Annotated in this window: 19 protein-coding genes; 6 read left to right on the forward strand and 13 right to left on the reverse strand. The window is 63.6% G+C overall.

Annotated elements, in window-relative coordinates:
* Positions 1-18 precede the first annotated feature (18 nt).
* A complete protein-coding gene (locus tag YU3_RS0115775) occupies positions 19-2,088 on the forward strand; it encodes a prolyl oligopeptidase family protein (RefSeq protein WP_027167164.1) in 2,070 nt (689 codons plus the stop codon).
* A 206-nt stretch (positions 2,089-2,294) separates the two neighbouring features.
* A complete protein-coding gene (locus YU3_RS0115780; RefSeq protein WP_027167165.1) occupies positions 2,295-3,674 on the forward strand; it encodes an aspartate aminotransferase family protein in 1,380 nt (459 codons plus the stop codon).
* Positions 3,675-3,983: 309 nt separating this feature from the next.
* Here YU3_RS0115780 and mmsB read toward each other — a convergent pair whose 3' ends face one another.
* On the reverse strand, positions 3,984-4,868 hold the full coding sequence (gene mmsB / locus YU3_RS0115785) for a 3-hydroxyisobutyrate dehydrogenase (RefSeq protein WP_027167166.1): 885 nt from the start codon (positions 4,866-4,868) through the stop codon (positions 3,984-3,986).
* A 22-nt stretch (positions 4,869-4,890) separates the two neighbouring features.
* Positions 4,891-6,057: an isobutyryl-CoA dehydrogenase gene (locus tag YU3_RS0115790; RefSeq protein WP_027167167.1), complete on the reverse strand. Its 1,167-nt coding sequence runs from the start codon at positions 6,055-6,057 to the stop codon at positions 4,891-4,893.
* A gap of 139 nt (positions 6,058-6,196) precedes the next feature.
* On the opposite strand from YU3_RS0115790, the gene YU3_RS0115795 reads away from it, so the two are divergent.
* Together YU3_RS0115795 and YU3_RS0115800 are read left to right on the forward strand one after the other, a co-directional pair.
* Positions 6,197-6,802, forward strand: coding sequence for a dimethylsulfonioproprionate lyase family protein (locus YU3_RS0115795; protein WP_027167168.1), 606 nt, complete (start codon positions 6,197-6,199; stop codon positions 6,800-6,802).
* Positions 6,802-8,277, forward strand: coding sequence for a cobyric acid synthase (locus YU3_RS0115800; RefSeq protein ID WP_027167169.1), 1,476 nt, complete (start codon positions 6,802-6,804; stop codon positions 8,275-8,277). Before YU3_RS0115795 ends, YU3_RS0115800 begins: the two co-directional genes overlap by 1 nt.
* 175 nt (positions 8,278-8,452) lie before the next feature.
* Here the strand turns inward: YU3_RS0115800 and YU3_RS0115805 are convergent, their stop codons facing one another.
* The 4 genes from YU3_RS0115805 to YU3_RS0115820 form a co-directional block, all read right to left on the reverse strand.
* A complete protein-coding gene (locus tag YU3_RS0115805) occupies positions 8,453-8,872 on the reverse strand; it encodes a VOC family protein (protein WP_027167170.1) in 420 nt (139 codons plus the stop codon).
* 85 nt (positions 8,873-8,957) lie between these two features.
* Positions 8,958-9,791 (reverse strand): helix-turn-helix transcriptional regulator, encoded by an 834-nt coding sequence (locus YU3_RS0115810; protein WP_027167171.1) that lies wholly within the window; start codon positions 9,789-9,791, stop codon positions 8,958-8,960.
* A gap of 139 nt (positions 9,792-9,930) precedes the next feature.
* Positions 9,931-10,101: a hypothetical protein gene (locus tag YU3_RS40595; protein WP_156913483.1), complete on the reverse strand. Its 171-nt coding sequence runs from the start codon at positions 10,099-10,101 to the stop codon at positions 9,931-9,933.
* A 51-nt stretch (positions 10,102-10,152) separates the two neighbouring features.
* Positions 10,153-10,938 carry a TSUP family transporter gene (locus tag YU3_RS0115820; RefSeq protein ID WP_027167172.1) on the reverse strand — a complete coding sequence of 262 codons (786 nt, stop codon included), beginning with the start codon at positions 10,936-10,938 and terminating at the stop codon, positions 10,153-10,155.
* Positions 10,939-11,135: 197 nt separating this feature from the next.
* Here YU3_RS0115820 and YU3_RS0115825 point away from each other — a divergent pair, with 197 nt between their 5' ends.
* Positions 11,136-11,567, forward strand: a complete 432-nt coding sequence (locus tag YU3_RS0115825; RefSeq protein WP_027167173.1) for a TerB family tellurite resistance protein — start codon at positions 11,136-11,138, stop codon at positions 11,565-11,567.
* Positions 11,568-11,653: 86 nt separating this feature from the next.
* On the opposite strand, the gene YU3_RS0115830 is transcribed toward YU3_RS0115825, so the two are convergent.
* The 5 genes from YU3_RS0115830 to YU3_RS0115850 form a co-directional block, all read right to left on the reverse strand.
* Positions 11,654-13,276: a dipeptide ABC transporter ATP-binding protein gene (locus YU3_RS0115830; protein ID WP_027167174.1), complete on the reverse strand. Its 1,623-nt coding sequence runs from the start codon at positions 13,274-13,276 to the stop codon at positions 11,654-11,656.
* Complete coding sequence (locus tag YU3_RS0115835; RefSeq protein ID WP_027167175.1) at positions 13,273-14,142, reverse strand: ABC transporter permease; 870 nt, start codon at positions 14,140-14,142, stop codon at positions 13,273-13,275. Before YU3_RS0115835 ends, YU3_RS0115830 begins: the two co-directional genes overlap by 4 nt.
* Positions 14,139-15,086, reverse strand: coding sequence for an ABC transporter permease (locus YU3_RS0115840; protein ID WP_027167176.1), 948 nt, complete (start codon positions 15,084-15,086; stop codon positions 14,139-14,141). The genes YU3_RS0115835 and YU3_RS0115840 overlap by 4 nt, the downstream gene beginning before the upstream one ends.
* Positions 15,087-15,123: 37 nt before the next feature.
* Entirely contained in the window at positions 15,124-16,605 is a 1,482-nt protein-coding gene (locus tag YU3_RS0115845) for an ABC transporter substrate-binding protein (RefSeq protein ID WP_027167177.1), read from the reverse strand.
* A 130-nt stretch (positions 16,606-16,735) separates the two neighbouring features.
* Positions 16,736-18,013, reverse strand: coding sequence for an acetylornithine deacetylase/succinyl-diaminopimelate desuccinylase family protein (locus YU3_RS0115850; protein WP_027167178.1), 1,278 nt, complete (start codon positions 18,011-18,013; stop codon positions 16,736-16,738).
* A gap of 262 nt (positions 18,014-18,275) precedes the next feature.
* Between YU3_RS0115850 and YU3_RS0115855 the strand changes: the two genes are divergently transcribed.
* Positions 18,276-18,707: a L,D-transpeptidase gene (locus tag YU3_RS0115855; protein ID WP_027167179.1), complete on the forward strand. Its 432-nt coding sequence runs from the start codon at positions 18,276-18,278 to the stop codon at positions 18,705-18,707.
* A gap of 24 nt (positions 18,708-18,731) precedes the next feature.
* Here the strand turns inward: YU3_RS0115855 and YU3_RS0115860 are convergent, their stop codons facing one another.
* Positions 18,732-19,724: a lipid A biosynthesis lauroyl acyltransferase gene (locus YU3_RS0115860; protein ID WP_036258648.1), complete on the reverse strand. Its 993-nt coding sequence runs from the start codon at positions 19,722-19,724 to the stop codon at positions 18,732-18,734.
* A gap of 6 nt (positions 19,725-19,730) precedes the next feature.
* Positions 19,731-20,759, reverse strand: coding sequence for a zinc-binding dehydrogenase (locus tag YU3_RS0115865; protein ID WP_027167181.1), 1,029 nt, complete (start codon positions 20,757-20,759; stop codon positions 19,731-19,733).
* Between the last annotated feature and the right edge of the window lie 10 nt (positions 20,760-20,769).

Genomic DNA, 20,769 nt, shown 5'->3' on the forward strand with positions numbered 1-20,769 from the left:
CGCGAGATGGAGACCCGCATGACCAGCACAATGACCAAAACACAGACCAAATCGGCGGCGGATGATCCCTTTCTCTGGCTGGAAGACCGCAACAGCAAACAATCTCTCGATTGGGTCCATCGCCAGAATGCGCAGACGGCCGCCGAATTGCAGGGCGATCCTTCCTATCAGCCGGCATTCGAAACGGCGCTCGACTTGATGACCGCCGAGGACAATATGCCGGTTGGGGCGGCGCTGGCCGGATACGTCTATAATTTCTGGCAGGACAAGACCAATGCGCTTGGCCTGTGGCGGCGCACGCCGGTCGCTTCCTACAAGACCGACAAGCCGGACTGGGAGACGATCATCGATTTCGATCAGCTCTCAGCAAAGGAAGGCGTCAAATGGGTGTTCGGTGGAGCAAGCCGGCTCTATCCCGATTTCAATCGCTGCCTGCTCTACATGTCGCCCGATGGCGGCGACGCCAGCGAGATGCGCGAATTCGACATCGCGACCAAATCCTTCGTCGAGGACGGGTTTCGCGCGCCGGCCTCCAAGTCGGGCTTTTCCTGGCTGGACAAGGACACGGTGATCGTCTCGGCGGCTTTCGAGGAAGAAGACGAGACCCAATCCGGCTATCCGCGCGTGATCAAGCTCTGGCGGCGCGGCACCAAGCTTGAGGAGGCGACCCCGATTCTCGAAGGCGAGAAGCAAGATCTCGCGGTCGGCGGCGGCGTCGAATATGACGGCGACAAGCGGCATGTGCTGCTCGGCAAGACCATCGACTTCTTCACCTCGCATAGTTTTCTGCGGCTGGCTTCAGGCGAGAACCGGCGCATTCCGCTGCCCGACGACGCCACCGACACGGCAATCTTCAAGGGCCAGCTGATCTTCGGCGTGCGCAGCCCGTGGACTGCGCCCGACGGCACGCGCTGCCTGCCTGACGGACTCTATTCAGTCGATTTCGACCTCTGGATCGACACCGGTGCATTCGGCCCGTTCCAAACCGTGCTCGAACCGGCGCATCGTGTCTCGATCGCCGGGCTTGCCAGGACGCAGGACCGGCTGTTCATCAACCTGATGGACAATGTTCGCGGCAAGGTCATCGCCTGCGACCGCACCGCCGATGGCTGGTCGCTAAAGCCGGTGGCGCTGCCCGACAACGGCAATGTCGGCATCAGCCATGTCGAGCATTTCGGTTCGAGCGTGTCTTTCTCCTTCACAGACTTCCTGACGCCGAGTTCGATCATCTGGTCGGACGATGATGGCGAGACGCTGCAAACTGTGAAATCGCAGCCGGCCCGCTTCGATGCCTCGCCTTATGTTTCGGAGCAGTTCGAGGCGCGCTCGAAGGACGGCACGATGATCCCGTATTTCGTGGTGCGGCGCCGCGACCAGAAAGGGCCGGTACCGGCGCTGCTCTATGGCTATGGCGGCTTCGAAGTGCCGCTGCTGCCCGGCTATGCCGGCATTCGCGGCAAGCTCTGGCTGGACAAGGGCAACGCCTATGTCCAAGCCAACATCCGCGGCGGCGGCGAGTTCGGCCCGGCCTGGCACCAGGCGGCGCTCAAGGGCAAGCGCCAGAACGCCTTCGACGATTTCGCGGCGGTGGCGCAGGATGTGGTCCGGCGCGGCATCACCACGGCGGCGCAGCTCGGCATCCAGGGCGGCTCGAATGGCGGCCTGCTCACCGGCGCGTCGCTGACGCAGCGGCCGGAACTGTTCGGCGCCGTCATCATCGACGTGCCGCTGCTCGACATGCTGCGCTACACCGAACTGCCGCCCGGCGCCTCGTGGATGGCGGAATATGGCGACCCGTCGAAGCCGGAGGATGCGGCCTGGCTTGGCGCCTATTCGCCCTATCAGCACGTCGCGGCGAATGTTGCCTATCCGCCGGTGCTGCTGATGACGTCCACTGCCGACGACCGCGTCCATCCGGGACATGCGCGCAAGATGGCGGCGCGTCTGCAGGAGGCAGGTCACGGCAGGACGCTGTTCTTCGAGGAGACCGAAGGCGGCCATGGCGGGCGCGGCGACCGCCGGCCGCAGGCGGCACAGACGGCGATGCGCTACATGTTCCTGCAGCGTGCGCTGACCGGAATGGCTTGAATTCCAGGCCTGAGGCGGCATAAGCTGTCGTCATGGTCTATATCAGCACATCTGGCGCCTTCGGGGTCGCGGTGACGCCGTCACCGCGGACCCTTCGCGCCGAGCTGTTGCGGCTATGCGCCCGCATCGGCTATTCGCCGCCCGCCCTCCTCTGACGAATCCGCCCCGGCCGTTGCCGGATTGATTCAAGAGGAAAGATCAAATCCATGACTTATCAGAACTATTCGCTGAAGCAGCTTCAGCAGATCGATGCCGCGCATCACCTTCATCCCTTCACCGACCACAAGGAACTGCGCGAAACGGGCTCGCGCATCATCACCCACGCCAACGGCCCGTTCATCTACGATGCCGACGGCACCGAAATCCTCGACGGCATGGCAGGACTTTGGTGCGTCAATGTCGGCTATGGCCGCGACGAACTGGCCGAGGCCGCCTACGCGCAGATGAAGGAGCTGCCTTACTACAACTCCTTCTTCAAGTGCTCGACGCCGACGCCGGTGCTCTTGTCCAAGAAGCTGGCGGAGTTGGCGCCCAAGCATGTCAGCCAGGTTTTTTACGGCTCGTCCGGCTCGGAGGCCAACGACACGGCGCTGCGGCTTGTCCGCCACTATTGGGCGTTGGAGGGCAGACCGGAGAAAAACCGCGTCATCTCGCGCAAGTCGGCCTATCACGGCTCGACGATCGCCGGCACGTCGCTGGGCGGCATGGAGCCGATGCACAAGCAGCTCGGCGGCGCCGTGCCCAACATCGTCCATGTGATGATGCCCTATGCCTATGAGCTCGCGCTGCCCGGCGAAAGCGACCATGATTTCGGCATCCGCGCGGCGAAGGCGGTCGAGGACGCGATCCTCGAAGCCGGCGCCGACAAGGTCGCCGCCTTCATCGGCGAGCCGGTGATGGGCGCCGGTGGAGTGAAGATCCCGCCGATGAGCTATTGGCCGGAAGTCGAGCGCATCTGCCGCAAATACGATGTGCTTTTGATGCTGGACGAGGTTATCACCGGCTATGGCCGCACCGGCGAATGGTTCGCGGCGCAGACTTTCGGCATCGAGCCCGACACCATCACCACCGCCAAGGCGCTGACCTCCGGCTACCAGCCGCTGTCGGCGCTGCTGGTCGGCGACCGCGTGGCCAAGACGCTGGTCGACAAGGGCGGCGAGTTCTATCACGGCTACACCTATTCCGGTCATCCCGTAGCCTGCGCGGTGGCGCTGAAGAACCTCGAGATCATCGAGCGCGAAGGGTTGGTCGAGCGCGTCAAGAACGACACCGGCCCGTATTTCGCGCAGGCGCTGCAGGAGCATCTTGCCGGCCACAGGTTGGTTGGCGAGGTGCGCTCGATCGGCCTGATGGGCGCGATCGAGATCGTCAAGGACAAGGCGACCAAGGAACGCTATTTGCCGTCGGGAAGTGCTGCGGTCATCGTGCGCGACCATGCGGTCGCGCAGGGCATGATGCTGCGGGCCACGGGCGACACGATGATCTTGTCGCCGCCGCTGATCTGGACGCGCGACACGATCGACATGGCCTGCGAGCGCATCGCCAAGGCGCTCGACCTCGCGGATACCGATTTGCAAAAGCGGTAATTGGACTTCGGGCGCTCTTCGAACCGGGGCGCCCGCTCGATCTTCGATGTTCCAGAAACGCAAAAACCGCGTCCCGACGGGAACGCGGCTTTGCCAGATACACATGGCATTTCGCTACAAGAATACTTGCGAAACTTACGGGCTCCGGTACGCGAGACCTGATCCGGAGCGCCGGGCGGACGCGATGTCCGCCTCGCAATCCGTTTTAAAGGCACATCGTTACCGGTGAGTTAGCGAGACCTTAAGCAAATCTAAATTTGCCGGCTTGGTACCGGCAAATTATGAAAATAACCTTTGAAAAGCAGTGGCTTACGTCAGGTTGCCGCGCAGGAAATTAATAATGCCGGAAAAATCGGCGCCGGCGTGCCCTTGCGCGTTGAACAAGGCATAAAGCTGTGTGGCTTCGGCGCCGAGCGGGGTCACGGCGCCGGCGCCAAGTGCTGCTTCCTGCGATAATTTCAGGTCTTTCAGCATGAGCGCCGCGGCAAAGCCAGGCTTGTAGTCGCGGTTGGCCGGCGAGGATGGAACGGGGCCGGGCACCGGGCAGTAAGTGGTGAGCGACCAGCACTGGCCCGACGAGGTCGAGGCGACGTCGAACAGCGCCTGGTGCGACAGGCCGAGCTTTTCAGCCAGAACGAAGGCTTCGGCGACGCCGATCATCGAGATGCCGAGGATCATGTTGTTGCAGATCTTGGCGGCCTGTCCGGCACCGTCGCCGCCGCAGTGGACGACGCGCCCGGCCATCGGCTTCAGGATCGGCTCGGCGGCCGCGAAAGCATCATCGGAGCCGCCGGCCATGAAGGTCAGTGTGCCGGCCGTAGCGCCACCGGTGCCGCCGGAAACCGGGGCGTCAATCGACGGGAGACCATGTTTGGCGGCAATGGCGTGAGCCTTGCGCGCAGAGTCTACATCGATGGTCGATGAATCGATGAACAACGCGCCTTTCTTCGCCTTGGGCGCGATATCCTCGTAGACCGACAACACATGCTTGCCGGCAGGCAGCATGGTGATGATCACGTCGGCGCCCTTCACAGCGGCGACGGCATTCGCCATCACCGTCACGCCGTGCTCTTTCGCAACTGTAAGGTTCTCAGGCACGAGATCGAACCCCTGCACGGTGTGCCCCGCCTTGACCAAATTGGCGGCCATCGGATTGCCCATGTTGCCAAGGCCGATAAAGGCAATCGTTGCCATTGTTTTCTCCTGAATTAAGCCGTCAGCGCCCAATCAGCGCCCGCGCGACGATGACGCGCATAATCTCGTTGGTGCCTTCGAGGATCTGGTGGACACGCAGGTCGCGCACCAGCTTCTCGACGCCGTAGTCGTGCAGGTAGCCATAGCCGCCATGCAATTGCAGCGCCTGGTTTGCGATGTCGAAGCCGATATCGGTGACGAAGCGCTTGGCCATCGCCGACCATTTGCCGGCGTCCGGCGCCTTGCGGTCGAGCTTCGAGGCGGCGGCGTAAAGGAAGATACGAGCCGCCTGCAGTTCCGTTTCCATGTCGGCCAACCTGAACTGCAGCGCCTGGAACTGGTTGATCTTGGACCCAAAGGCCTTGCGCTCGGCCGTATAGGCAAGCGCCTTGTCGAGCGCCGACTGCGCGCCGCCCAGCGAGCAGGCGGCGATGTTGAGCCGGCCGCCATCGAGCCCGGCCATGGCGATGCCGAAGCCGGCGCCTTCCGCTGCAAGCAGGTTCTCGGCAGGGACCTTGCAGTCCTCGAAGATGACCTGCCGGGTCGACTGCATGTGCCAGCCCATCTTGTGCTCGTTGGCGCCGAAGGAGAGCCCGGGGGCATCCTTGGGCACGACGAACGTGGAGATTCCCTTCGGACCGTCGGCGCCGGTGCGCGCCATCACCACGTAAAGGTCGCTGTCGCCGGCACCGGAGATGAACTGCTTGGCGCCGTTCAGGATATAATCGCTGCCGCTCTTGACCGCCCGCGTCTTCAGCGCCGCGGCATCCGAGCCCGAGCCGGGCTCGGTCAGGCAATAGCTCGCCAGCCATTCCATCGAAGTCAGTTTCGGCAGGAAGCGCTGGCGCTGCTCATCTGAGCCGAAGCGGTCGATCATCGAGGCCGCCATGTTGTGGATGGAAATGAAGGAAGAGAAGGCCGGATCGGCGTGGGCCAGCGCCTCGAAGATCAGCACCGCGTCCAGCCGGCCGAGCGCGGAGCCGCCGACGTCGTCTCGGACATAGATGCCGCCAAGGCCGAGCGGCCCTGTCTCGCGGATCACATCGGCGGGGAAGTGCTTTGCGCGGTCCCAGTCGAGCGCATTGGGCGCGACGCGGTCCGCCGCGAAGGCCTGGGCCATCTCCTGGATGGCGCGCTGTTCCTCGTTGAGTTCGAATTGGCCAGCGCCCGCATCGACTGTCGCGTCCATGGCGTGCTCCCTGTCGTGTCAGGCCTTCTGGCCTGTCGTTTTTGGCTTTGCGCGCCGTTCAATCTAGACCAATGATGCCGCCGCGCAACCCGGCTTGCTGCGGACCGGCTGTGCGTGAAATGACGAACGGAGCTCGTGCGTGTCGACAATTTTCGATGGGTTGCTGGACCGGTTTCGCGATTATCTCGCCAGCATCGACAGCGCAATGGTCGCGGGCGAAGCCGCGCGTATTGGCTGGGATATGCCTGCCCGTTCCCTCGAACCGCGCGCGCTTGGCTGCCTTGGCCTTCTCGACAGCATTGCCGAGCTTGCATCGGCGGACACCAAGCCGCTCACCCAGTTCGTTGCCGACCATCGCAATGAGCTACGCTGGGGGCAAACCTATACCGCCGCCGATTTCGGGCAGGGCTTCATCGACAATTACGGATGGCTGGAAGTGTTCGGCACGCGCGGGCATTTCGTCAATGACGAGGTCGCCGCCGGCCTGCTGATCCTCGGGCCCGACATCGTCTATCCCGACCATCATCACATTGCCGAGGAGGTCTACATTCCGCTGACCGGCGGCGCGGAATGGCGCATGGGCGAGGGCGGCTTCCATATTCGCGCGGCCGGGGAGGTCATCCACCACGCCTCCAACGTCAATCATGCCATGCGTACGGGCAAGGAGCCGCTGATGGCGCTCTATATCTGGCGCGGCGGGCCATTGGCGCAAAAGTCGACCATCGGCTCAGGGGGGCGAGGCTGATGACCAGGGCGATCATGCTGCAGGGCACCGGCTCGGATGTCGGTAAGACCGTGCTGGTGGCGGGGCTTTGCCGCGCGGCGCGGAATCGTGGGCTGAAGGTCAGGCCGTTCAAGCCGCAGAACATGTCGAACAATGCCGCGGTCGCCGACATTCCCGGCGACGACAAGGCCGCCGCCGGTGAAATCGGCCGCGGGCAATGGCTGCAGGCGCTGGCCTGTGGGGTTCGTCCGACGGTGCATATGAACCCTGTGCTGCTCAAGCCACAGAGCGACATCGGCTCGCAAGTGGTGGTGCAGGGCAAGGTTTATGGCGAAGCGCGGGCGCGCGACTACCAGGCGATGAAGGCCGGGTTGATGGACGCTGTTCTCGATTCCTGGACCAGGGTGGGCGAGGGCGCCGACCTGGTCATCGTCGAGGGCGCCGGCTCGCCCGCCGAGATCAACCTCAGGAGCCGCGACATCGCCAATATGGGCTTTGCGACACGCGCCAATGTGCCAGTGATTCTGGTCGGCGACATCGATCGCGGCGGCGTCATTGCCTCTGTCGCCGGCACACATCTCATCCTGCCCGAGGACGACCGGCGCATGATCGCCGGCTATCTCATCAACAAGTTTCGCGGCGATGTTTCGTTGTTCGACGACGGGATAGGCGCGATCGGGAAATTCACCGGCTGGCGCTGCTTCGGGGTCGTGCCGTGGCTCAAGGCGGCCGGTCGGCTGCCGTCCGAGGATTCGGTCGTGCTCGAGCGCCTCGCTTCCGGTGAGAAACGGGCGCTGAAAGTGGCGGTGCCGATGCTGGCGCGCATCGCCAATTTCGACGATCTCGATCCGCTCAAGGCCGAACCACAGGTCGAGGTGGTGTTCGTGCCGCCAGGCAAGAAATTGCCGGAAGATGCCGGGCTGGTGGTCATCCCCGGATCGAAATCGACCATCGGCGACCTCCTCAAATTCCGCGAGAACGGCTGGGATCGCGATCTTGCCGCCCATCGCAAGCGCGGCGGCCATGTCGTCGGCATTTGCGGCGGTTACCAGATGCTCGGCCGCGCGGTGCGTGATCCAGACGGCATCGAAGGCAGCGTGACCGAGGCCGAGGGCCTCGGCCTGCTCGACATCGAAACGGTGATGGAGCCTGAAAAGACAGTGCGCAATTCAAGCGCGCATTCGGTACAGTTCGGCCTGCCGCTCGAGGGCTACGAAATCCATCTTGGCCGCACCACCGGCCCAGACACGGCGCGGCCGTCGGCGATCCTCAACGGCGTCGAGGACGGCGCGGTTTCCGCCGACGGCAAGGTGGTCGGCACCTATCTGCACGGGCTGTTTTCCGCCGACGCTTTTCGCGCCGCGTATCTGGAGAGCCTTGGTGTCAGGGGAGGCGGCATCGACTACCGCGCCGAGGTCGAGAAGGCGCTGGACGAGGTCGCGGCGGAGCTGGAAACGCATCTCGACTGCGACGCGATTTTTGGGCTGGCTCGCTGATTGCTCGATGCAGAGGCTTTGACGAGTCGACTTCGATGTGGCGGCTACCTCCAAGATTAGCCGAAACGTCTATCCCGTCGTCATCCTCGGGTCTGCGCTCCGCTTCGCGTCGCTACGCCCGTGGATGACGAAGTTCAGATGTCCTCGCCAACCTCGAACGCTGGCGATGATAGAGCTACGCCTTCTCTCCGGCCTTCGGCCAATATGTGCCGAAGGACCAGACATTGCCTTCCGGGTCGAGGCAGATGAACTCGCGGCTGCCATAGTCGCGGTCTACCAGTTCCTGGATGATTTTCGCGCCGGCCTTCTTGGCCCGTGCATAGGCGGCATCGGCGTCATCGACGGCGATGTAGATCGACTTGCCGCCGCCACCACCGGGCTCGCCGACTATCTTGCCGTAATCGTCGTCGCGCGCGGTGCCCAGCATGATCATCGAGGAACCGAAGATCAGCTCGGCGTGGTGGACGATGTCGCCCTCGCCATAGCGGGCGCGGACCTCGAAGCTGAAGGCCTCGCAGAGCCAGTCGATCATTGTCGAGGCGTTCCTGTAGCGAAGGGCCGGATAGAGGCGGGGTGCTTCGTTTGCTGCTGACATGACAATCTCCCCTGTGTCGGTTGATGAATGCCAGTCTGCGCGAAGGCGGATTCCGCGTCTTGAAGAAATGTTACCTCGCTCAGGCCTACATCAACGCGGTGAGCGCGGTCGGCGTTTCGCCGGCAAGCTGGCGGAATTCGCGAACCAGATGCGCCTGGTCGGCATAGCCGCAATCGGCGGCGATGCCGACCCAGCCATCTTCTTGCTGTTTGGACAGCGAGAGCGCGCGGTTGAAGCGCACGATGCGCGACAATGTCTTTGGCCCGATGCCGATCGCGTCGGTGAATTTTGCCGCCAGATGCTTGCGGCTCCAGCCGATCTCGTCCGCGATCGCCGTGATGCGCGTGCGGCCGCCCGAGGCGATGACCGTCTTGTAGGCCCAGGCGATTTCCGGCGAAAGCGCATTCGCCGCCGCAAGGCGGCCAGCGATGAAGCCCTCGGCTATGTCGAAGCGCCTGTCCCAATCCGACGCCTCGCCAAGCCGCTCGCGCAGCGCGATGCCTTCAAAGCCAAGCGCATCGTCCAACCCGACCATGCGGTCCCGCAACTCGCTCATCGGAACGCCGAAGAATTGCCTGGCGCCAAGCGGCGTGAAATTGACCTGGACACAGCATGAGCCGCCGAAGGATTTGATCATCACCGGACCGGCATAGAGGCCAGCGGCGAAGCTGGCGTAGCGGTCGTTGTCGCCCGGGGTGTGGCCGAGCCCGATGGCGAAGGCATCGGCAAAACTGATCACCAGCGGCACGGTCAGCGAGGCATATTCGACAATGCGGAAATGGCCAGGATGTATCTCGCGATAGCCGCAGATATCCGTGACGATGCCGTTGAGCGACACAGGAGCAGCGCGCCGGACCATCTCAAAGTGAAGAGCCGGGGACCGATTGTCTAGCCGATGACGCTCTGTCTCGTCGGACATGACGCCAGACTATCAGACTACGTTCTCAAAAATCAAAAGCGCCCGGCAAGGCCGGGCGCTCCGAGTTGCCTGAGATTGCCTAAAGTGATTCACGCAATTCCGGACGGAAAACCGCTGCACACTTTTCCTGGAATTGCTTTCAAGCGCCGCGCATCAGGCAGCCGGCGGCGAGCACGATATAGGCGATGAGCATGATCCAAACGGACGCAAGCGGAATGAATGCAAGAACACCAAGAGCGGCGAGAAGGCCGATGATGGCGATGACCAACGAAATAATGAACACGAGCTGGGTGGGTGCACTGAGATTCATGTCTATCCCTCCAACATGATTCGCAACGCACGAACTGTACCAGGAGGAGCCTCACACACCAATGAGCTGTCGCAGTGGATTGGCCGGGTCGGCCAGCAGCTTGATCGCCAGCGCCACGCACACGATCACCAGCAACGGTTTGATCAGCTTCGCGCCGATCCGGATGGCCAGGCTTGCGCCGACACGAGCGCCGATGAATTGCGCCACGCCCATCATCAGGCCGATCTTCCAGTCGATGACGCCGACGGCGGCGAAGATGATGAAGCCGCCGATGTTGGAGGCGAAGTTGAGCAGTTTGGTGTGCGCCGTTGCCTTGAGCACGCCATAGCCGGCGAGCGTGACGAAGGCGAGCATGTAGAAGGAGCCGGCGCCGGGACCGAAGATACCGTCATAGAAGCCGACCAGCGGCGGGATGATCAGCCCAAACAGGAAGGGCGACAGCCGCTCGGCGCGGTCGACATCGTCCATGTTCGGCTTCAGGGCGAAGTAGAGCGCGATGGCAATCTGAAGCAGCGGCAGCAGGGCGCGCAGGAAATCGCCGGGCACGACCGTCGCCAACAGGGCGCCGACCGCGCCGCCGACAAGCGCGAGCAGCGCCGACGGCAGCTGATGGCGCAGGTCGACCTGGCCGTTGGCGGCATAATGGATGGTGGCCGAGCCGGAACCGAACATGCCCTGCAATTTGTTGGTGCCGAGCGCGGCGACCGGCGAAAAGCCGGCGAGCAGCAGGGCCGGGATCGTGATCAGCCCGCCGCCACCGGCGATCGAGTCGACGAAGCCGGCGGCAAAGGCGGCGGCGATCAGTATCAGGACGGTCTGCAGGGTAAGGTCGATCATCGGGAGGGTCGCGAGGAGGGAGGCCGCAGCTTCCATCACGCTCTCCCCGTTTGCGCAAGAGCGAATCCACGGTTCACCGCTCCACGGAAACGCCGAACCGCTCTATCCTTTGTTTGGCGCAATCCCGGACGCAAAACCGTTTCACACTTTTCCTGGAATTGCTCTAACAATCAGATCGGAATCGCAAAGGGAGCTTGGTGGCGATGGCGCTGCTCGACCAGATACGTTCGATCTTCGACGGCGACCCGGGTGTGCGCAAGGTGGCGGACGACCCTGTGCTGTCGGCGGAACTTTTGATGCTGTTCCGCATGATCCTGGCCGACGGTTCGGTCTCGGAGAGCGAGATGGTTGTGTTCCGTCGTATCTGCAAGGAAGCCTTCGGCATCCCGGAGACCTCGATCGACAGCGTCGTCGAATATCTCAATGATTTTGGCTACGAGACCAACGGCTCGCAGGCGATTGCGCTGTTCCGCGACCTCGATGTCGAGCGTCGGAAACTCCTTGCGCGCCACATGGCCGAGATCGCCAAGGCCGACGCCAAGCTCGCCGAAAGCGAGGTGAAGCTTCTGCGCCGCACGCTTGACCTGCTCGATATCAGCCCCGTCGATTTGGTGAAGCCGGAGGGCTAAAGCAATTCCAGGAAAGTGTGAGCGTTTGGGCTCGGCGACTTCGCCGTAGCCTTCCGTTCGGAATTGCGTCAAACAAGTAGTCTGGCTCACCCCTGTTCCTGCAGGCGCCGTGCGATCGCGCGGTGGAGGTCGGGCATTGCCGAAACAAGCGCCTGCGCCGGTTCAGAGCGCGGATGGTCGAGCACCTCGGCGGCCCGGCCGCGCTCGACGATCTTGCCTTCATGCATGACCAGCACCTCGTCGGCAAACGCGCGGGCGACCGTCAGGTCGTGGGTGATGAAGAGATAGGCGATGCCGAGCTTCTGGTTCAGCTCGGCGAAGAGGTCGAGGATCTGGGCGCGGATCGAGACATCCAGCGCCGAGACCGGCTCGTCGGCGACCACCAGTTTCGGCCGCGTGATGATGGCGCGGGCGATCGACAGGCGCTGGCGCTGGCCGCCCGAGAATTCATGCGGGTATTTGTCCATGTCGCGCGGACCGAGCCCGACTTCGTGCAGCGCATGCGCGACCATTTCGCGGCGCTCAGCCTTCGCCGGCTGTCTTTCGAGAAGATGCAGCGGCTCGGCCACCAGCTTCTCCACCTTCTGGCGCGGGTCGAAGGAGCCGTAAGGATCCTGGAACACGACCTGCATGTCGCGCCGGGCCGGCCTTAGCGCCGACTCCGGCTTGCCGGTGATGGCCTCGCCGCGAAAGCGGATCGTGCCGGTCGTCGGCTTGTCCAATGCGAGGATCATGCGGGCGAGGGTGGACTTGCCACAGCCCGAGCGGCCGACGAGCGCCACCGATTGCGCGGGCTCGATGGTGAGCGAGACATCGTCGACGGCGCTGATCGGTTGCGCCGGCCGGAACAAAGATATGCGCCGGCCCGGATAATCCCGGCCGACGCCTTCGACTTCGAGCAACGGCTTTGCCGACCCGGCAAGGTGTGGTTTGGGACGCGCCGGCACATGCATGGAAGCAAGCGCCAGCTCGCGTGTGTAGGGATGCTGCTGCTCGGACAGTGTGCGGGCAGTGTCGCCGGCCTCCGTCACCTCGCCATGGCTCAGGATGGTCAGGCGATCGGCCATTTCGGTTACCACGGCGAGGTCGTGCGAGATGAGCAGTAGGCCCATGCGGTTTTCGCGGACCAGATCGCGCAACAGATCGAGAATCTGCGCCTGCAGCACGACGTCGAGCGCCGTCGTCGGCTCGTCGGCAATGAGGAGTTTCGGCTTCAGTGCGCAGGCGATGGCGATGACGACGCGTTGGCGCTGGCCGCCGGACAGTTCGTGCGGGTAGCGCGACAGCGGGAATTTGGCTTCAGGCAGTCCTACGCGGTCGAGGATTTTTCGCGCACGATCCTCAGCCTCAGCGCGGTTCGCCCTGGTGTGCCAGCGAATGCCTTCGGCGACCTGTTCGCCGATGGTCTTGACCGGATTGAGGGCCGTCATCGGCTCCTGGAAGACCATGCCGATATCGTCGCCGCGCAACGCACACATCTGATCCTCGGTGGCGCCAAGGATGTCGATGCCGTCGAAGGCGACGCGGCCTTCGGCGCGCGCCAGATACGGCAGCAGCCGCATGATTGTCAGCGCCGTCATCGACTTGCCGGAGCCGGATTCGCCGACCAGGCCGACAACTTCGCCGGGCGCGATGGCGAGATCGACGCCTTTCAGGATCGGTGTGCCGCCGATCGCCAGCGACAGGTTCTCGATTTCGAGCAGGCTCATCTGCGCCGCCGCGATTTCGGATCGAGGATGTCGGCGATGCCGTCGCCGAGCAGGTTCAGTCCGAGCACGGTGATGACGATCGCCATGCCGGGAAAGATCGCCATCCAGGGCGCGGTCACCATGCGCGTCTGCGCATCGAACAGCATGCGGCCCCAGCTCGGCATCGGCGGCTGGGCGCCGAGGCCGACATAGGAAAGCCCGGCTTCGGCCAGGATGCCCAACGCGAACTGGATCGTGCCCTGGACCAGCAGCAGCGTCGCGATGTTGGGCAGGATGTGCTCGATGCTGATCCGCGTCATGCCCTTGCCGGCGGCGCGCGCGGCAAGGATGAATTCGCGCGGCCAGATTGCCAGCGCGCCGGCGCGGGCGACGCGGGCGAAAACCGGGATGTTGAAGATGCCGATGGCGATGATGGCGTTGACGGCGCCCGGACCGAAGATCGCGGTGATCATGATCGCCGAAAGCAACGCCGGAAAGGCGAAGACGAGATCGTTGACGCGCATCAGCGCCTCATCGACCATGCCGCCGCGTGCCGCGGCGAAGGCGCCGAGCGGCACGCCGATGCCCATGCCGATGCCGACGGCGACCAGCGCCACGGCGATCGAATTGCGGGCGCCGACCATGATCATCGACAGGATGTCGCGGCCGAAATGGTCGGTGCCGAACCAGTGCACATGCGAGGGAGACTGCGTCTTGTCGGCGATCACCAGCCTGGTGACGTCGGAAGGCGTCCATAGGAACGAGACGAGCGCGACGGCCACGACCAGCAGCGTGATGACGAGCCCGATCACGAAGGAGCGGTTGCCGAAGGCCTTGGCCAGCACGCCGGCAAGGGTTTCTTCGGGCAGGTCGATGCGCATGGTCATTGCCGGCCTCGCAGGCGCGGATCGACGACGGCGTAGGAGAAATCGACGATGAGGTTGATGAGGATCACGGCGGCGACCAGCAGCATGACGATGCTCTCGACAACGATCAGGTCGCGCTGGGTGATGGCCTGGAAGATCAGCCGACCGAGGCCGGGCAGGTAAAAGACATTCTCGATGATGATGGTGCCGGCGAGCAGGAAGGCGAATTGCAGGCCGAGGATGGTGAGCACGGGGATCATGGCGTTGCGCAGCGCGTGGCGCCAGAGCACGGCGCGATAGGGCAGGCCCTTGGCGCGCGCGGTGCGGATATAATCTTCGTTGAGCACCTCGATCAGCGCCGAGCGGGCGACGCGCGCCAGGATCGCCGCCTGCGGCAGCGCCAGTGCCACGGCCGGCAACAGCAGGGATTTCAATGCCGTCCAGATGCCGGCGCTCCAACCGGGAAAACCGCCTGCGGGAACCAGATGCAGCCAGACGGCAAACAGGTAGATCAGCATCAGCGCGAACCAGAAATTCGGCACGGCGACGCCGAGCTGGGCGGCACCCATGGCAAGCGTGTCGCCGGCCCGGCCCTGGCGGCTGGCGGAGAACACGCCGACCGGAATGGCGATGATGGTCGAGAGCGCCAGCGCAATCAGCGCCAGCGGCAGGGAAACGGCAATGCGTTCGCGCACCAGGTCGATGACAGGCACCGAATAGGTGTAGGAGCGGCCGAAATCGAGGCTGAGCAGCCCGCCCGCCCAATGCAGGTAGCGCAGGACCAGCGGCGCGTTCAGCCCCATCTGGTTGCGCAGCTGTTCAACCTGATCGGCGCTGGCATTCAAGCCAAGCATCAGGCGCGCCGGATCCCCGGGCAGGATCTCCATGACAGCGAACACCACCATCGAGGCCAGCACCAGGGTGAGGGCCGCGATGATGAGGCGTTTTACGAAGTAGGCGGTCATGGGAAGCGATCGGGCGATCGCGCCTGTCGGCCAACCCTCAGTCCGTCCATTTCACCTTGGTCAGGTCATCCGCCTCGATCGGCCAGTTCGTCCACATGCCCTGCAGCTTGGCGTCCCAGACGCCGATCTTCGGCAGCTCGAACAGGTAGATGGCGGGCACGTCGTGCGCGAGAATCTTCTGCGCCGCGCCCAGCAGCTCCAGCCTCTTGTCCTTGTCAACCGTGGCGCCGAGCTCCTTGATGACATCGTTGAACTTCGGATTGTCGTACTGGAAATAGTAGCCGGGCCGCGAATAGATATCGATGTCGTTTGGCTCGACATGGGAAACAATCGTCAGGTCGTAGTCCTTGTTGGTGAAGACCTGGCTCAGCCACTCCGCCCATTCGACCGGAATGATCTGCAGATTGATCCCGATGTCCTTCAGTTGGGACTGAATCACCTGGCCGCCGTCGCGTGCATAGGGCACGGGCGGCAGCTTGATCGTGGCCGAGAAGCCGTTCTCCAGCCCCGCTTCCTTCAGATACTCCTTGGCCTTGGCGATATCGTGCGGATAGACGCCGGTGAGATCGACATAGCCCGCATCGCCTGGCGAGAAATGAGAGCCGATGGGTTTTCCAAGGCCATTCGAGGCTGCGTCGATGATGGCACTGCGATCAATCGCCGAGGCGAGCGCCTGCCGCACCGCAAGCTTGTCGAAGGGCGGCTTCTTGTTGTTGATCGACAGGATCGTCTCGCCCTCGGTCGAGCCGATCACGACGCTGAAGCGCGGATCGGACTGGAGCTGCCCGAGCGCGTCCTGTGCGGGCATGTTGGCGAAAGCCTGGATGTCGCCCGAGAGCAAGGCGGGGACAGCCGCGGCGGCGTCGGGAACGATGCGGAATGTCGCCTTGTCGAGCGCGGCGGGTGTACCCCAGTAGTCCGGGTTCTTGACGAGCGTGATCTCGGAACCCTTGGCCCAGTGATCGAGCTTGAACGGACCGGTGCCGATCGGCTTGTCCTTATTGCCGTCGGCCGATCCTTTCCCCACGATCACCGCCGCAACCTGGCCCATGTCGTAGAGGAAATTGCCCTGCGGACCGTCGAGGGTGACCTTGACTGTCGCTGGATCGACCGCCGTGACATCGGTGATGTGCGCAAAGAGCGGCTTTTGCGGATTGAGCGAATCCTTGGCGCGCGCTCGGTCCAGCGAGAATTTCACGTCGTCGGCGCTGAAGGCTGAGCCATCGTGGAACTTCACGCCGGAATGCAGCTTGAACGTGTAGACCTTGCCGTCGTCGGAGACGGCCCAGCTCTCGGCGAGACCGGGCTGAACCTGGCCGTTGTCGTCGATGCGCGTCAGCCCTTCAAAGACATTGGCATAGGTGATTTCGCCGATGGCCGCGGCCGCGCCGGCGGTCGGATCGAGATGCGGCGGCTCGAGCACGATGCCGAGCGTGAGATCGGTGCGGGCGGCAAAGGCCGACGTGGCGGCGACGAACGACAGGACGGCCGCGGCCAGAATGGTCTTCCACAGTTTCATCGCTGAACTCCCCATCTGCTGAAAATGCGCTCAAGCCCGGCGGATAGAAGCGTGATTTCGCTCGCGAGTAAATTGCGTTTCGTGCTGCCGGATGGTTCCTGGGGGAATGTTTTTTCAGCCGGTACGGAGCTCAGTCCGTCGTACCTCTTAGCAAAACGTTGAGGCCGATCGCCATCACCTTGGCCGATTCCACCATGTCGGCGATACCTACCCATTCGTCCGGCCGGTGGGCGAGGTCGAGAATGCCGGGGCCATAGGCGATGCAGTCATAGAGGTGGCCGATGCGCGCCACATGCTTCTGGTCGTAGGTGCCGGGCGAGATCACGTAGTCGGGCTCGCGGTCGAACACCTCCATGATGCCTCTTGCGACAGCCTTCACCACCGGAGCGTCGCGCTCGGTCATCAGCGGCAGCACCTCCATCAGGTCGCGGATCTCGTAGTCGAATTTTTTCCGCTCCCGCTTCAGCCGCTCGAGGATGCCGGTGACTTCGCCTTTGACGGTGGCGATGTCCTCTTCCAGCAGGAAGCGCCGGTCGATGGTGAGGCGGCACCAATCCGGCACGTTGGGCGAAGGGAGCCCCGGTCGGAAATCCTCGGTCTGGCCGCCATGGATCGAGTTGATGTTCATCGTCGAGCGCTTGGCGCCTTCCGGCACCACCGGCATGCGCGTCATCTTGCGATCGAGCGCCGGGAACAGCTCGTCCTCGAAAGCCTGCAGGACGGCGCCCATATGGCGCACGGCATTGTCGCCGAGGAACGGCATCGAGCCATGCGCGATCTCGCCCTTGGTTTCGATCTCGGCCCACCAGACGCCACGATGGCCAAGGCAGATGCGATCCTTGTTCAGCGGTTCCGGGATGATGACATGGTCGACCTTCGGCTTCGAGAAATAGCCGAGCCCTGCCAGGTGGGCGACGCCGCCGAAGCCGCCCGATTCCTCGTCCGCCGTGCCCGATATCTCGATGGCGCCGGGAAAGTCGGGATAGACTTCCATGAAGGCTTCGGCGGCGATGACCGAGGCTGCCAGACCGCCTTTCATGTCGCAGGCGCCGCGACCATAGACTTTGCCGTCCTTCACCACGCCGGCAAAGGGATCGACGGTCCAGCCGTCGCCGGCCTCGACCACGTCGATATGCGAGTTGAAGTGCACGCAGGCGCCGGGCGAGCGGCCGTCGAAGCGAGCGACGACATTGACGCGCGGATAACGATCGCTGTCGCCGGGCGCGCCTTCGGCACGGATGAACTCGGTTTCGAAGCCAAGCTTCCTGAGACGCGCGCCGAGATACTCGGCGCATGGCCGGTAGGCTTCGCCTGGCGGGTTGACGGTCGGGAAGCGGATCAGGTCAGCGGTCAGCGCAACGAGGTCGTCGACCCTGTCCTCGACCGCCTTGAGAAGTCGTTCATTCATCCGGCGGATTGAAGAAGGAACGCGGCGCTTTTGCAAGCGACCAGTCGTTCATTGCCACACGACGATCCAGGCATGGCCCTACGCTCGTGCCTAAACTCCAGAGGGTGCGTGTCGAGGCGGCAACTATGCCGGGAAAATCGTTCAAATTCGTCGCATTGGATTGGCGAAATCGTCAACGAGTGTGTGGTACTTAACGCCACTGCCGGCAAAAAGATGGAAAAACCGCGCGAATGGCAGGGGGCAATCAAAGGGGTTTGATCGCATGAAAAAGTTCGTTTTCATGGCAACCATGCTGGCAACCGCGTTGTTCGGCATGTCTATCGCAAGTCGGGCCGCCAACCTGGTCGCCAATATCGACGTCTCGTCGCAGACCATGACCGTCACCAAATACGGCCAGGTGCTCTACCGCTGGAACGTGTCGACCGCGCGCAAGGGCTACTTCACGCCGCGCGGCAACTACCGGCCGCAATGGACGGCCCGGATGTGGTATTCGCGCAAGTATGACAACTCGCCGATGCCCTATTCGGTGTTCTTCCACGGCGGCTACGCCATTCACGGCACCGGCGCGGTCAGAAATCTGGGGCGCCCGGCGTCGCATGGCTGCGTGCGCCTGCATCCGGCCAACGCCGCGACCTTCTATGCGATGGTCAAGGAAGCCGGCTTCGGCAACACGCGGATCGTCGTCGCCAATTGATCCCGAGAACGCAAAGCCGGCCAGCTACCGGCCGGCTTTGGCCTTGGCCTGTCCGCGCTTGCGGCGGCGGCCGCTGATTTCCCAGCGCTTGTGGAACCACATCCACTGGCCGGGGTCCTCGCGCACCCAGCGCTCGACGACATCGGTGAGAAGCTGGGTGGCGGCATCGACGTCGACGCTGCCGTCCTGGGTGCGCGGCAAGGTCAGCTTGTCTTCGATTTCCAGACGGAAACGGTTGCCCGGCAGCCGGACGCAGCGCGCGGGGTAGACATCGCAGTCATAGTGGCGGGCGAGTATGCCAAGCATCGGATTGCTCTGGCATGGACGGCCGAAGAAAGTCGTCTCCACACCGCCTGAAAATTTCTGATCGACCAGCACCCCGATATTGCCGCCATTCTCCAGGATCGCGGCAAGGGCGAACGACGCACCGGCGGAGGAGGGCAGCAACGCACCCATCGATGAGCGGCGCGTCGAGTGGATGTAATCGGCGAGGTAGGGGTTGTTCGGCGGGCGAAACAGCGCCGTGATGTTCATGCCGAAAGTGGCCGCGGCCACCGGCAGCAGTTCGAAATTGCCGAGATGGCCGGTGAACAGGATGTGCGGCTTCTTCTCGCCGGCGATTTCGGCGAAATGCCCGGCCCCGCGGACCTCGACCCGGCCCGGCTTCGAAGCGTTCGGATCGAAGTCGAACAGCGCGTCGAGGAAGATGTACTCGGCCGCCAGGCGAGCCATGTTGCCCCACATGTCGAGCGCGATGGCCTCGATCTCGGCGTCGCTCTTTTGCGGATAGGCAAGGCGCAGATTGTTGACCGCGACCCGATGCCGGCCGACCAGCGGACCGATGCGGCGGGCGGCGCGGTCGGCGAAGTTGAGCGCGCTGTCCGGCGGCAAAAGACGCAGCAGCGAGAGCATCACCATGGCCAGCCTGGCGACCAGCCAGTGCTCCAGCTGGCGCAGCCGCCGGCCGTAGCGGAACATGAAGTCCCGGCGGGCTTTCCTGAACACCTTGCCGACCATCTTGCTTCAGGAGACGCGCAGGATGATCTTGCCGAACACGTCGCGGCCTTCCATGCGCTTCAGCGCAGTGTCGATACCGTCGAAGCCGACTTCGGTGTCGATGACCGGCGCGACCTGCCCCGCCGCCATCTTCTGCATGGCATTGGCCATGTTCTCCATGCGGCAGCCGAAGGATCCGAGCAACTTCAGCTGTTGCTGGAAGAGCTGCATTAAATTGACCTGCGTCGACACGCCCGAGGTCGAGCCGCAGGTGACGAGGCGGCCGCCGCGTTTCAAGCACAGCATCGAACCGGCAAAAGTGTCGGTGCCGACATGCTCGAACACAACGTCGACGCCCTTTTTCTTGGTCAGCTTGCGCACTACGCCCTCGAAACGATCCTCGCGGTAGTTGATGACGTGATCGGCGCCGAGCGCCTTCGCCTTGTCGATCTTGTCGTTCGAGCCGACCGTGGTGATGACCGTGCAACCCATCTTCTTGGCCAGTTGGATCGCGGCGCTGCCGATGCCGGAACCGCCGGCATGGACAAGTATGGTTTCTCCGGGTTCCAGCTTCGCGTTGTCGAACAGCATATGCTCGACCGTGCCGAAGGTGACCGGAGCGACAGCCGCGCCGATTTCCGTGACGCCGGGCGGAGCGGGCACCAGGAGGCGCGCGGGCAGGTTGATCTTTTCCTGGGCAAAGCCATCGAGATGGAAGCCGTGGACGCCCGACACATGCTCGCAGAGATTGTCGCGGCCTTCGCGGCAGGCGCGGCACAGCCCGCAGGTGCGCGCGCCGTAGATCGACACCAATTGTCCCGGCAGGAGATTGGAGACGCCCGGTCCGACAGCCTCGACCTCGCCGGCGGCTTCGGCGCCGACGACCAGCGGCAGCTTGCGCTTGGCGAAGGCCATGCCGCGCCAGCCCCAGACATCGATATGGTTGAGCGCCACAGCCTTGATGCGCAGCGTCACTTCGCCGAGCGAAGGCGGCGGGGGCGGCGGCAGGTCCACCGTTTCGAGACGGCGGTCCTCGATAAGTTGCAATGCGCGCATTTGGCCTGTC

Origin of the sequence: Mesorhizobium sp. WSM3224, assembly GCF_000427725.1 — a bacterium.
GTDB lineage: Bacteria > Pseudomonadota > Alphaproteobacteria > Rhizobiales > Rhizobiaceae > Mesorhizobium.